Below are 13,069 nucleotides of genomic sequence, written 5' to 3' on the forward strand. Positions count from 1 at the left end.
GCTTTCGCCGCGGTCGGAACCAGAAAGGTTTACGGGTTGCTAAACAGAGATACGGCACTGGATATGTGGTTACATATTCAGAAAATCTCTTTAATGCAATTACCGGAAAAATCTTCATGCCTGAAATCAATGTAACGCGTTTTCACGTACTTCCAAGATCAGTTGTCGATGAAGTTGGAAAAACAAAAAATAAAAGCGACAAGCCGCTCTTGCCACTAACGCAGAGACCTACGGGAGAGATTGGATCTCCAAAAAGTCATTCTGCAAAAGCAATAATGGTTAAGGTTGCTAAGCCTTCTGACATCAACGCAGCTGATAACCCCCTAGCGGCTAAAAAAGAAAAAATTGAGGCGCAAATTCAGTCGCTACAAGATAGCGGTAACCGTACGTTAGGGGCTGAGTTTAAACATATCTTGTCGGGAATTACGCGGGCTCACGACTTAGTTAATGACGATACATACCTGACCAATGAGGAACAAATCGGACTATTAAAAAGCAAGGTTGCTGAGCTTGAACGAAAAATTTCTGACCTCAAGCAAACTGCTGACATAAATTTCCAAGTACCAGATGAGCAATCGAAAGAAACTCAGGGTATCAAAAACGAATTAATAGCCTGGGCAACTGACACTATTGCTAAGCTCAATGCAAATATTCAATATCTCAATACTAATCAAAGTTCTAGCGTTTATACAAAAGAAAATCTTTTTAAAAGTAAGGCAATTATTTCTGAGGCAGCAATACAAGTCTTAGACGCACAAATAAAAATACAAGAACAGAAAGCCAGTACTGTTTTAGAAAGTTGTAAAGGTGGGGAAAATGCAAGCAAGCTACCTCAAAATGTCGCTGATGAACTGAAAACTATCTTCTCTGGAATAGAAAAACTTAAAGAAGCTAAAGAAAAATTCAAAAAACGAATTGATTATTTAAATAATGGTGGAGGCGTCAATTCAGCCAACTTAAAATCTATTGTCCTCAATCCAAAAACTATTTTGGGTGCGGAAAAAAGTATTGGTAAATGGGATAAATTTAAAGATTTTCTTCATGATAAATCTAGTTATTTTTCTAATACAAAAACATCGGCGGCTTTAGCTCAATATAGAAAAAATCTGCTTGAAGGTACAAGTTTTAACTGCGCAACACCTGAAATAACCGAGCAAACAATAGTCACCAAAGCCCTTGAATCTATTTTTAAATCGGCTGGCATTAAAAACGGGAAAAAGATAGTCAAACACGAGCTCCATGCCAAGGAAGTAAGCGTTATTAATAGCCGAGAAGCAATGACCATAACCAAGAGTCTGTCACTGAAATTCGGTGATAAGTTTGTAAGCTGCACCAGCACTATTTCACACGCAGCCAATCTTTCCGAAGGCTTTAAAAAGAAATATAACGGTCAGGTTGTTTGTTCACATTCAATCCACGAACATCAAAAAGCTGCTGCTCTGGCTCAAACTCAAATAAAGATTCCTAATGCAGAAGGTATAGAAGAAGTTGCATTTTCTGGACTAAGGCACGGCGCACTTTGTGCATTCGGATGGACGAAAGAGGGTGTCGCTGGAATGACGGATAAAGAGCTAGGTGGAGAGCTCAGATCATTAGCCGGACAAATGAAACAATCATCAAAGCAAGGGGGAATTGGTTTTAAGTTGTCAGAAAAATATGCAAAATGCTCGGATGAAGTGATTGGTAAAAAACTTCGTAGCGATATCTTTGCAATGTCAATGCTGAGGAAACAAGCCAATATTAATCGCGCGCGTGACCTCCTTGAAGCGGCGATTACTACAAATCCAAAATTAATGGCTCAAATAAATAAGATTAAACAGAGTCCAAGCTCGAGCGAAAGTAAGTCTGGCCAGATACAGTTACCGACAAAGATAAATCTCGGTGAATTAAATATTAATTCAATCTCGTTGCTCACACCTGACGGCCTAAGAAGCGGCGTTAACGACAACGAAAAAATGATGTCAAAAGAGCAGACTGAAGCACTTAAATTTCTAGAACAAAATCCAGGTCAAATATTTTTAATCGATGGCGTCGAAGTTAGCGTGAGCCCCAAGGTTTCCGCATTTAGTTTTGCTGTTAATGCAGGCGGTGTGGGTACAGGTTCACATCTAAATTTAGTATCAGGTCATGCAGATACCAGGGCTCAAAATGACGAAGGCTTTACTAATTTAATGGGTAAAGATTTCTCTAAAATTCCACGCGATAGTCAAAAAGATAATTTTAACTTTTTAGGTCAAGTTGGATACTTTATCAAGGCTCAGAATACTGAAATAACAAGACTTAGAAATTTACTCGATTCCACGGATTTTCAAAAGAAACCTTCCGAGGATGAAAGAAATAAAGTAATAAATGATCTTGTAAAAATAGCACAAGACATATCGGCGGTAAAAAAACTTTCTTTGCAATGTGCCGAAATCTACACCTCAAAAGGATTTCTTGATGCGGGAACTGAGCCGTATAAATTAGTCTCACGCCTTGCGCTACTTAGTTATATGGTCAGCGGTCAGCCATTTTTTAATTGCAAAAGCGGTAAGGACAGAACTGGCATGCTAGATGTTCAAGCCAAGTTTTTAGCTGTGCAATATAAGACTACTGGCGAGATACCTGATTACGATAGAGAGCGTTCCACTTCAGAAAAAACCCAGTTAAGAGCCATGATGGCTGAAGGTGGGAACCATGAGGTGCAACAAGCTTATACCGGCTATCCTGGATTTAAACTTTATCTGAACTTATTGCAGAAAAATAAAAAAGCAGATGCCTTACACGCTGAATTAGGTGGCGGGCCTGCGCTGACAAGAAGTCAAAAATTAGCCGTAGAAAACAGAGCAACAGCAGACATTCGGAAAAAAAATCCTCTTGCTACTCAAGCCCATATACGAACAGCAGTTGCAGCTGCACTCAGAAATGAGCTCTTAGCCGTGAAAAATAGGACTGCAATATTAGTCGGTGCATCCGCTTTTACGGCTTCCTAAACCGGAGCTAATAATGGACAAATTCCATACCGCTGAAATATTGATTCATGACTTTTCTACTCGACATGGTATTGAAGTTTCATTTTCAGAAAATGGTATTTTCGGAATTTTATTAGACGAAAAAGTTCATATCACTTTGCGTTTTGAGCCTGAATATGGCGCTTTGCTACTGCATGCACCGGTTGGCCGAATGCCGGCAAGTGACTCGCCTGGTTACTGTGAATTTTTGACCGACATACTGACTGCTAATTACTTGTGGAAGGGGGGCGATGGCTTGACGCTGTCGCTTGCTCTGGATGTTTTGTATGCTCAGAAGTTATTAATCATTAGCAATTTGGCAGTCAATGATCTGGATAATCATTTGTTTAGTGCAGCCAAGACTGTGCTGACTTGGCGGGATAAGTTAATGCCTGACGATACGCTTGATGTGGCTCCGCCCTCTGAGTGGAAAGGCGTGATTAATTACGGTTGAGGTTTTAGCGCTGACAAGCTCAGAATAAAAGTTTTTATCCTTTGAGCGTTGTGCGGCTAATTTATGACGCCCTAGATTTTTTGAGGACCGCTTAAGAAAAATCGCCGAGACGGTTTGATTTTGAAAGTCAAGTCTAGAGTTTTTATTAAGTAAAGGCCGGCACTAGTCGACTCGTCTAGCTGCCTAGCCTTACCTAGTTTTAAGATTACATCAGCGGATCACTCACACCCAGTACGTAAACCGAGATCATGGCGATTAAACCAGCCATCAGTAAGTAATAGATGGTGGGAATAATCGTCATACGCAGCACTCGGCCTTCGCGTCCCAGCAAACCAACCGTAGCTGATGCGGCCACAATATTGTGAATGGCAATCATATTGCCGGCGGCAGCGCCCACCGCTTGTGAAGCGACCAGCATGGCGGTCGATACGCCCAACAGGTGTGCAGTATCAAACTGAAATTGCGCCATCATCAAATTTGACACGGTGTTTGAGCCCGCAATGAAGGCGCCCAGTGCGCCGACTGAGGCCGCAAAAAATGGGTAAACACCACCCACACTATGTGCCACTAGTTCAGCCATAGCCCTAGGCATAGACGGCAAATCGCCCATATTCACGCCTGAATTAATCAAAATTCTCACCATAGGAATGGTGAAAATAAGCACAAAACCGGTACCTAGCAAGGTTCGTGAGGATTCTGTGACGGCTGCCGTGAATTTGAGCATAGAAACGCGTTGCAGCAGGACGGTGGCTAACACCACCATCACCATGATGCCGCCTGGCAGATAGAGAAACTGAATATTGCCGGAAACGCCGGTCTCACCCATGATGTTGCTCCAGCCCAGCACCAGGTGCGAGGTAAAGAAGGCTTTAACGTCTGCATTGACGCGCGAGAGCACCAGTATTGCTGCCAGTAGCAAATACGGTAGCCAAGCCAGTCCTATAGACATGGGTAACTTATCCGTCAGTTTTTCAAGCTTAATTTCAATGCTGCCCATCCATTCCACCGGCCAGTCTTTGGCATCGGCAAAATCCCAGATTTTCTTAGGCATTAAAAAGCCTGCTTTAGCTGCTGGCACAACAATTAAAAGGCCGACTAAAGCACCCAATAAGGATGGAAATTCAGGGCCTAAGAAAACGCCTGCCGCCGCATAAGGCAGCACAAATGCCAAGCCGGCGAAGATAGCAAATGGGGCGACTGCAAAGCCTTCAGCCCAAGACTTGTTACGACCAAAAAATCGCGTCAGCATCACGCACATGAACAGTGGCATCAAGATACCAATAATCGCGTGAGTGATGGCTACTTGGGATGTGATCAAGTGATAAAAAGTATTCCAGTCTGAACCGTTAGCAAGCAAGGTCTCACTAATGCCAGATTTATTCAGTCCGCCAGACACGCCCACCACAATCGGTGTGCCGACGGCGCCAAAGGAGACTGGCGTGGACTGCACCATCATGCCAATCAGGACCGCGCCCATGGCGGGAAAGCCCAACGCCACCAACAAGGGTGCGGCCACAGCTGCTGGAGTACCAAAGCCAGACGCACCTTCAATAAAGCAACCAAACAGCCACGCCACAATAATGGCTTGGATCCTACGATCCGGACTGATGTTTGAGAAACCACTGCGCATCGATGTGATCGCACCAGAGTGCTTGAGGGTATTGAGCAGCAAAATAGCGCCGAAAATAATCCAGAGAATTCCGCCCGTCAGAATCAAGCCTTGCAGGCTAGACGCTATCACGCGGTTGGCGGTCATATCCCAAGCTGTTAGTGCGATCACTATCGTCACACCAAGGCAAACCGGCATGGCGTATTTCGCTGGCCAATTAAATCCGACAAGCAAAATAGCGGCCAGAACAAGCGGCGCGAAGGCCAAAAGGGAAAGCAAGGTTTGGTCCAACATCAACTCCATTTTTTAGTCTCTTTATTTTTAGCGCGCTTATCTGGACGATAGACATGAGGAGGTCTATCACTGCGTAGCGAATTAATCGCTTCGGCTAACCGCTATTTAATGTTCCCAAATCACCATAGCATGCGGATTTGCGTGAATCGCTAGGTTGTCTTTTTTACAGATGCATTTCTGAATGAAAAAATAGTCTGATTTTTCTAATCAGCTTGCACTTTTTAATGACTAACGCCACCAATAGCCTTAGTCAAATCAAAATTTTTTGTCTGATTACAAATATGTTTTTCTAAAACGTTGTTTTGCTTTTACTTACAAAAATACCTATTGATTTCATCGAAACGGGTAGTTTCTATACAGTTATAGTTATTTTTAATGCTCGATATTTCAATCTGCTTTTAAACGAGTTCAGATTTTTTTTAATCTAGCATTCGTGCGCTTTTATGCGGCCTTGTGAATACTTATGTGTTCTTAACTACTCTTAAGTGCGCTGGTTTTTTAGTCAATAACTCGATTAAAAATGTTGCACATAATCATTTGACGAAAGTAGACGGGTATTAATCAAATTGTCAAAATTTGAAGCCTGCCCGTTTAAGATCCACTGGCTATTTTGCCAATCAATCCCAACACACTGGAACTCACTATGAACAGCCGCCGCCAATTCATTACCCAAATCAGCCTTGGAGGCACAGCACTGCTGGCCGGTAACGCTTTTTCCCAAGGTGCCATGGTTTCAGAGACCGACGCCCAAGCCAAAGGCCTAGGTTACGCCGCTGATACGACCAAGGTCGATGCCAAAAAATATCCAAAACACGTCGCTACCCAGAACTGCGCTAACTGCCAGTTGTATCAAGGTAAAGCGGGTGAAAAAGCCGGTGGTTGCCCGCTGTTCGCCGGTAAGCAAGTCACTGCCATCGGCTGGTGCAGCGCTCACGTTAACAAAGCATAAATGCTGACCTAATATTTATCTGAGCGTCTTGCCTGTCAAGGCGGCGCCATTTAATACAAAAACCCCGCAACTATTTCTAGTTGCGGGGTTTTTGCTTTTTTATCGCTTGCCGACTGTTTTATTCGGTTAAAGATTTATGCTTTTAATACAGAACACGTGCGCGCAGTGTTCCCGTCACTTCAAGTAACTTTGTTAAAGCGACTTCTGAACAAGCGGCATCTATATCAATCACCACGTAGCCCACGTCTTCGTTGGTTTGCAGATATTGCGCGGCAACGTTGATGTGATTGGTGGCAAAAATTTGATTGATTTCATACAAAACGCCTGGCACGTTGCTGTGTATGTGCAGCAAGCGGTGTTTACCAGGATGTGAGGGAAGAGCCATTTCGGGGAAATTAACGGACGAAATAGAGGTGCCGTTATCGCTGTACTTGACCAGTTTTTCAGCCACTTCAATACCAATATTTTCTTGTGCTTCTACTGTCGATCCACCCACATGCGGCGACAAAATGACATTGTCCATACCGCGCAATGGCGACTCAAACATGTCTTTATTACTGCGCGGCTCGGTTGGGAAGACATCGACTGCCGCGCCCAAAAGTTTTTTCTCGCGCAAAGCTTGTGCCAGAGGCTCTATTTCAACCACTGAGCCGCGTGATGCGTTGATGAATATACTGCCAGGCTTCATGGCCGCGATTTGCTCTGCGCCTATCATCCATTGGGTCGCATCTGTTTCTGGCACATGCATGCTGATGACGTCAGATTGCGCCAGCAACTCTTTCAAACTACCTAACTGACGTGCGTTGCCTAGTGCGAGTTTGGTAACAATATCAAAAAACACCACTTTCATGCCTAAGGCTTCGGCCAGCACTGAAAACTGTGTGCCTATAGAGCCGTAACCCACAATACCCAGAGTTTTACCGCGTATTTCAAAGGAGTTATCAGCCGATTTGAGCCAGCCGCCGCGGTGTGCAACCGCATTTTTTTCGGGTATGCCGCGCAGCAAAAGAATGGCTTCGGCCAGAACCAACTCGGCTACCGAGCGGGTATTGGAAAAAGGTGCGTTGAATACTGCAATACCGAGCTTGCGCGCTGCTTGTAAATCGACTTGGTTGGTGCCAATGCAAAAGCAGCCAACGGCGATGAGCTTGTGCGCGTGAGAGAAAACCTCGGCAGTTAATTGCGTACGTGAACGAATGCCGACGAAATGTACGTCTGCAATTTTAATTTTGAGTTCTTCGTCACTAAGTGCGCCGGATAAGGTTTCTATCTGGCTATAGCCTGCGTCGCGCAGTACTTGGACAGCGGAAGGATGAACACCCTCGAGAAGTAAAAACTTTAATTTAGCTTTGTCGGTAGAAGTTTTTTTCATGTGATGCCGGGCATTCTTGGTGTTTGGAAGTAAATTATTAAGCAAACCGCTGCTGGCGCGCAGGCTGAACTGCGTTGACCTTTTGTACAAGCGGGCATGTAGAAATGAAATGGCGCATTACTTTAATGCTTGAACGAAGGGTTAAAACGGTCTGTCTAACGCCTATTTCTTTGGCAGTTAAGGCTAAGCTTTTATTGTCTCTTTAGCCAGATGTTGGCCTCAGCGTCAGTGATGACCACTACCTATTAAAAGCATAAATGTTTATCGCTTTAAATCTTTTCTAAAGATGAGGTTTATTAAATTTTCATCTGGGGGTGGGCTGTAAAAATGTCGACCTTTAAGCGTATTGCAGTTTAAAAGTTGACCATTCTTTCCTTAGAGCTTGACTGCTAGGCTACCGTTAGTTTCAAGTCTGTCTTGTAATTGACCAATGTATGCAGCGGTTGCATTATCCGATTGCTCAATGCGTTGGGACAGATTAAGTTGGGTTTTGGCCAAGCTTTCGGTAAACGCTAAAACATTGGCCGCGTCGCGTTCTGCCACCGCTAAGTCTGACGCTTTCATCGCACGTTGCAATTCTATAAAGCGTGATGACTCGGCTTTATCAGCCAAATTGCGTTGAACTTCTAAGTCACGCGCATATTTGCGTGTTTGGATTAGGTTGGCGCTTTCTATATAAACCGTACTGATCAAAAAGCCGACCAAGGCCACCACTAGTAATCCCAGCAAAATAAGACCTAAAGGCAGTTGTACTGTGGACACCCCGACACTGAGTACGCTGACGCGCGTGAATTCATCGATATTGAGGGCAGTAAATGCCGCTACTAGAGCGATGCCAATGATTAAAAGAGTGGTTTTGATTCGCATGGTTTGAGTCCTTCTTGTGGGGCTGTTTAGCTTGAAAAATCTGTCTAATTGGCTTCCTAGAGTGTCACTCAATGTTAGGTTTTTCGCTGTGGGACAATAACTTTTTTTCGCGTCGGAAGCTAAAATTTTTGCTAAAACCATGCCTAAAATCATGCCAAAAATTACGTCTATTGAGTAGCTCCGACGCGCCCGTAGCTAAAGCCATCATCTTATATGCCTCAAATGCAAAAAATAATTCGCCAAATAGCCGCAGAAATTAAAGTTCAAGAGCACCAAGTCAAGACGGCTGTAGAACTTCTCGACGGCGGTGCTACCGTGCCTTTTATCGCGCGTTACCGCAAGGAAGCCACTGGTGGTCTGGATGACATTCAACTGCGTGAACTCGAACAGCGTCTGGTTTATCTGCGCGAACTTGCCGATAGGCGCGAGTCGGTGCTCAGCAGCATTAACGAGCAAGGCAAGCTCACACCAGAGCTGCGCGCGGCTATTGAGTTAGCGGCCACCAAACAAGACCTTGAAGATATTTACCTGCCCTTTAAGCAAAAGCGCCGTACAAAAGGCCAAATGGCGCGCGAAGCCGGTATTGAACCGCTGGCCGACAGTCTATTTGCCGACCCCGGCTTGGTGCCGCAGGACGAGGCATTGGCTTATGTTCAGCCTGAGAAAAACGCTGCTGGCGACGACTTCACCACGACGGCGGCTGTGCTCGACGGCGTACGCGATATTCTCAGCGAACGTTGGGCAGAAGATGCGGCCTTGGTCCAAACGCTGCGACATTGGCTGTGGAGCGAAGGTTTATTCGCTGCCAAGCTGCAATCGGGCAAAGACGAAAACAATGCCGATCACGCCAAATTCCGTGATTACTTTGATTACAGCGAACCTATAGTGCGCGTGCCATCACACCGCGCGCTGGCAGTTTTTCGCGGACGAGCGCTGGATATTTTGGATGCAAAACTGGTGTTACCAGAGCCACCCGAACAGTTGCTGGCAGCGGGTAGCAGGCCTGGTCCTGTGGTATCGCTGGCTGAAGGAAAAATTGCAATTCACTTGGGTTGGAGCCACAAAGCCAGACCGGCAGATGATTTACTGCGCAAGGCGGTAGCGTGGACTTGGCGTGTCAAGCTCAATTTATCGTTAGAGCGCGACTTATTTACCCGACTGCGTGAAGATGCAGAAAAAGTCGCGATTAAAGTTTTTGCCGATAACTTGCGCGATTTATTACTTGCTGCACCGGCTGGCCCGCGTGTAGTCATGGGGCTTGATCCCGGCATACGCACTGGTGTGAAGGTGGCAGTGGTCGACACAACTGGCAAGCTGGTCGAGACCGCAACCGTGTTCCCACACGAGCCGCGCAAGGACTGGGAAGGCTCGCTGCATACGCTTGCCAAGCTGTGCGAGAAACACGGCGTTAATCTAATTGCCATAGGCAACGGAACTGCCAGTCGCGAAACCGACAAACTCGCTGCCGATCTGATGAAGCGTATTGACGGCATGCAACGCGTCGTGGTCAGCGAAGCTGGTGCTTCGGTGTATTCCGCCAGCGAATTTGCCTCACAAGAAATGCCCGATGTTGACGTCAGTCTGCGCGGCGCGGCCAGCATTGCACGCCGCTTGCAAGACCCACTTGCTGAGTTGGTCAAAATTGATCCTAAGTCGATCGGTGTTGGTCAATACCAGCACGACGTGAGCCAAAGCGATTTGGCTCGCAGTTTAGATACTGTGGTGGAAGATTGCGTGAACAGCGTAGGCGTTGATCTGAATACTGCTAGCGTGCCCTTGCTGGCGCGGGTTTCTGGCTTGAGTCAAACCGTCGCCAAATCAGTCGTGCGTTGGCGCGATGCCAACGGCGCTTTTGCTTGCCGCGCTGATCTGCTGAAAGTCACTGGCCTAGGCCCCAAGACATTCGAGCAAAGTGCAGGTTTTCTACGCCTTTATGCCAGCAGCAACCCGCTGGACATGACCGGCGTGCACCCCGAGACCTATGCAGTGGTTGAGCAAATCATGTTGTATACCGGCAAGCCAGTGAGCGAAATTATGGGTCGTGCTGAGGTATTAAAACCCCTTAAACCAGAACTTTTTGCGAATGAAAAGTTTGGCGTCATTACCATCAAAGACATCTTGGCCGAGTTGGAAAAGCCGGGCCGCGATCCACGGCCAGACTTCAAAGTCGCCCGCTTTAACGATGGCGTAGAAGACATACGCGACTTAAAAGAAGGCATGGAGCTTGAAGGCACGGTTAGCAATGTCGCCGCTTTTGGCGCTTTTATAGATTTAGGTGTGCATCAAGACGGGTTAGTCCACGTCAGCCAGCTAAGCCACAAGTTTGTGACCGATGCACGTGAGGTGGTCAAAACCGGCGACATCGTCAAGGTGCGGGTAACTGAGGTCGATGTGGCGCGTAAACGGATTGCTCTGTCTATGAAGCTAGGTGAAGCGCCTAGCCGCAGGGATGCGCCGCGTGATAACCGCTTTGAAGGCGCAAAACCGGGTTTTAATCAAAGCCAGCAAGGACGTAACAACCGTGCTGATTTGGGCCGTTCAGCGCCTACATCGACAGCGATGGAATCGGCGTTTAGCAAACTCGCCGCCTTGAAAAAATAATCTCAAGTCGCGCCTGTTGTGCCGCGTCAAGCATGCGGCACATTTCTGCTTCAGCGCATGATTTGTCAGGCGACATTTCACTATAAATTTTTATGACCGCTCACAAAATCGCCGCTAAGTTGCTCACCCCCGCTATGCAAGCGGTGATTAACAGCATGCTGCGCGCTCAGCGACCGCGGCTTAATTCATTGACCCCGGCGCAAGCCCGCGCAGCTTATGCCGCCGGTGCGCAGGTGCTTGAAATTCCCAAGGCAGTTTTAGCGCGGGTTTACGATTTCAGTATCCCAACGCGGGACGGTCATGCCATGGCTGCGCGGCTTTACTCACCGCATGCCGCAGGCAGTCCAATACTTCCCGCTCTGCTGTATTTTCATGGTGGCGGTTTTACTATTGGCAGTGTGGAGACGCATGATGTGCTGTGCCGAGAGCTCAGCTTATTGGCCGGCTGTGCGGTAGTCGCCGTCGATTACCGACTCGCACCTGAGCATCAGTTTCCAGTTGCCGCTAATGACGCTTGGGACAGTTTGCAATGGCTGGCGGTCAATGCAGCAAGCTTAGGTTTTGATGCCAGCCGGTTGGCAGTCGGCGGTGACAGCGCTGGTGGCACGCTGGCGGCAATCTGCGCGATATTGGCCAGAGGTGCTGGACTGGCGCTGCAATTGCAGCTGCTGTTTTATCCCGGCGTTACAGCCCATCAAGACACGCCTTCACATGAAAAATTTGCCTCAGGTTTTGTGCTGGATCAGGCGCAAATTAATTGGTTTTTTGATCTCTACATTCCCAATCGTGTTGAGCGCGATGACTGGCGTTTTGCGCCCCTGAATGCGCTCGATGTCGATGGCGTAGCACCGGCTTGGCTGGGCTTGGCTGAATGTGATCCGCTGGTCGATGAAGGCACTATGTACGGCGACAAACTGCGTGCGGCTGGTGTGAGGGTAGAGCTTGAAATTTATCGCGGTGTAACCCATGAATTTATCAAAATGGGCCGTGTAATTCCTGAGGCTAGGCAAGCGCATCAGCATGCGGCAGAGGCACTCAGGCAGGCGTTTGAAATTTGATGGCCTAGTTTTGCCAGTGCAAGTTGCACCGCGCTAAGGCTGGTTTACCGTGCAAGACATGGGTTTTTTCTTCCATCACCACATCCCAATTGCCAGCTTGTTGGCTAGATTGCACGCTCAGCAGTGTGCTGACGCGCGTGCCGTAGCCTTCAGTGCCGTGAGTGGCTTGCTCGATAAACGCACTGGAGAGGGCGAGTTCTAGCTCAGGACTCAAACCGGTGTTTGGCAACTCCTTTGTCGGCGCTGGTTTTCGGTCGGCTAACGCAGCCCACAGCTGGGCTTTCATTGGCTCATCTTCATGCGCTGTAGTCTCTAAATTGAGGCCGTGCTTAAGTGCTTTGTGCAGACTATTTTTTAAGGCGATGGTTTTTGGCCATGGCGTGTCTAAGGCCGCGTTTGATAGACCGTAAATACCGGGAGTGAGTGCTTGGGATGTCCAGCCGGTGTTGTTTTTTTCAGGCATTGCCAGCGTTTTACGATTGCTAATCCAGTGCCAGCTACTACTTTCAAAGTCGCCCACCAACAAGTTAAAACCGGCATAGGCGGCGCTGTTAGTCGCCGCCATGAATTCGTTTGCACTCATAGCGCCTTCAAGCCAGTCCATCACCAGGGCGCCGCGAGACAGCAAGCCATTTTTGGGTGCTAGCGCCTGCGGTTCGCGGACATTGGTTAATAAAGCCACGCGGCCTTTAGGTGTTAGACCAAACCAGCTACCACCAGCCCGCTGATCGCGTCCAGAGATCATGGTTTGCCCAGATTTGCTTTGCCATTGCGACAGGGGCAAAGCCGGTCGGTCAAAAAATTCATCTCGGTTACTGGCAATCACCAGCGGCCAGCGCTTTGACTGTCCTATGGCTATGGCGGCAAGACACATT

The 13,069-nt window shown here is 47.2% G+C and carries 9 protein-coding genes; 5 read left to right on the forward strand and 4 right to left on the reverse strand.

Annotated elements, in window-relative coordinates; genetic code table 11:
- Positions 1 to 116: 116 nt before the first annotated feature.
- Entirely contained in the window at positions 117 to 2,972 is a 2,856-nt protein-coding gene (locus HC248_RS08270; RefSeq protein WP_168922080.1) for an inositol phosphate phosphatase SopB, read from the forward strand.
- A 13-nt stretch (positions 2,973 to 2,985) separates the two neighbouring features.
- Positions 2,986 to 3,444, forward strand: coding sequence for a CesT family type III secretion system chaperone (locus HC248_RS08275; RefSeq protein WP_168922081.1), 459 nt, complete (start codon positions 2,986 to 2,988; stop codon positions 3,442 to 3,444).
- Between the two features lie 205 nt (positions 3,445 to 3,649).
- On the opposite strand, the gene HC248_RS08280 is transcribed toward HC248_RS08275, so the two are convergent.
- Positions 3,650 to 5,356, reverse strand: coding sequence for an L-lactate permease (locus HC248_RS08280; protein ID WP_202882437.1), 1,707 nt, complete (start codon positions 5,354 to 5,356; stop codon positions 3,650 to 3,652).
- 634 nt (positions 5,357 to 5,990) lie between these two features.
- Between HC248_RS08280 and HC248_RS08285 the strand changes: the two genes are divergently transcribed.
- Positions 5,991 to 6,296: a high-potential iron-sulfur protein gene (locus tag HC248_RS08285; RefSeq protein WP_168922082.1), complete on the forward strand. Its 306-nt coding sequence runs from the start codon at positions 5,991 to 5,993 to the stop codon at positions 6,294 to 6,296.
- A 142-nt stretch (positions 6,297 to 6,438) separates the two neighbouring features.
- On the opposite strand, the gene serA is transcribed toward HC248_RS08285, so the two are convergent.
- Positions 6,439 to 7,668 (reverse strand): phosphoglycerate dehydrogenase, encoded by a 1,230-nt coding sequence (gene serA / locus HC248_RS08290; RefSeq protein ID WP_168922083.1) that lies wholly within the window; start codon positions 7,666 to 7,668, stop codon positions 6,439 to 6,441.
- Between the two features lie 375 nt (positions 7,669 to 8,043).
- Entirely contained in the window at positions 8,044 to 8,535 is a 492-nt protein-coding gene (locus tag HC248_RS08295) for a hypothetical protein (RefSeq protein ID WP_168922084.1), read from the reverse strand.
- Between the two features lie 222 nt (positions 8,536 to 8,757).
- Here HC248_RS08295 and HC248_RS08300 point away from each other — a divergent pair, with 222 nt between their 5' ends.
- On the forward strand, positions 8,758 to 11,136 hold the full coding sequence (locus HC248_RS08300) for a Tex family protein (protein WP_168923748.1): 2,379 nt from the start codon (positions 8,758 to 8,760) through the stop codon (positions 11,134 to 11,136).
- A gap of 92 nt (positions 11,137 to 11,228) precedes the next feature.
- On the forward strand, positions 11,229 to 12,194 hold the full coding sequence (locus HC248_RS08305; RefSeq protein ID WP_238342763.1) for an alpha/beta hydrolase: 966 nt from the start codon (positions 11,229 to 11,231) through the stop codon (positions 12,192 to 12,194).
- A 4-nt stretch (positions 12,195 to 12,198) separates the two neighbouring features.
- On the opposite strand, the gene HC248_RS08310 is transcribed toward HC248_RS08305, so the two are convergent.
- Complete coding sequence (locus tag HC248_RS08310; protein WP_168922085.1) at positions 12,199 to 13,068, reverse strand: NRDE family protein; 870 nt, start codon at positions 13,066 to 13,068, stop codon at positions 12,199 to 12,201.
- Between the last annotated feature and the right edge of the window lies 1 nt (position 13,069).

The sequence above is a fragment of the Polaromonas vacuolata genome, assembly GCF_012584515.1.
In the GTDB taxonomy this organism is placed as follows: Bacteria; Pseudomonadota; Gammaproteobacteria; order Burkholderiales; family Burkholderiaceae_C; genus Polaromonas; species Polaromonas vacuolata.

Excerpts from the sequence above, each read along its gene's own strand:
- HC248_RS08270 (WP_168922080.1), top strand. The coding sequence starts at position 117 with ATGCCTGAAATCAATGTAACGCGTTTTCACGTACTTCCAAGATCAGTT.
- HC248_RS08275 (WP_168922081.1), top strand. The coding sequence starts at position 2,986 with ATGGACAAATTCCATACCGCTGAAATATTGATTCATGACTTTTCTACT.
- HC248_RS08280 (WP_202882437.1), bottom strand. The coding sequence starts at position 5,356 with ATGGAGTTGATGTTGGACCAAACCTTGCTTTCCCTTTTGGCCTTCGCG.
- HC248_RS08285 (WP_168922082.1), top strand. The coding sequence starts at position 5,991 with ATGAACAGCCGCCGCCAATTCATTACCCAAATCAGCCTTGGAGGCACA.
- serA (WP_168922083.1), bottom strand. The coding sequence starts at position 7,668 with ATGAAAAAAACTTCTACCGACAAAGCTAAATTAAAGTTTTTACTTCTC.
- HC248_RS08295 (WP_168922084.1), bottom strand. The coding sequence starts at position 8,535 with ATGCGAATCAAAACCACTCTTTTAATCATTGGCATCGCTCTAGTAGCG.
- HC248_RS08300 (WP_168923748.1), top strand. The coding sequence starts at position 8,758 with ATGCAAAAAATAATTCGCCAAATAGCCGCAGAAATTAAAGTTCAAGAG.
- HC248_RS08305 (WP_238342763.1), top strand. The coding sequence starts at position 11,229 with ATGACCGCTCACAAAATCGCCGCTAAGTTGCTCACCCCCGCTATGCAA.
- HC248_RS08310 (WP_168922085.1), bottom strand. The coding sequence starts at position 13,068 with ATGTGTCTTGCCGCCATAGCCATAGGACAGTCAAAGCGCTGGCCGCTG.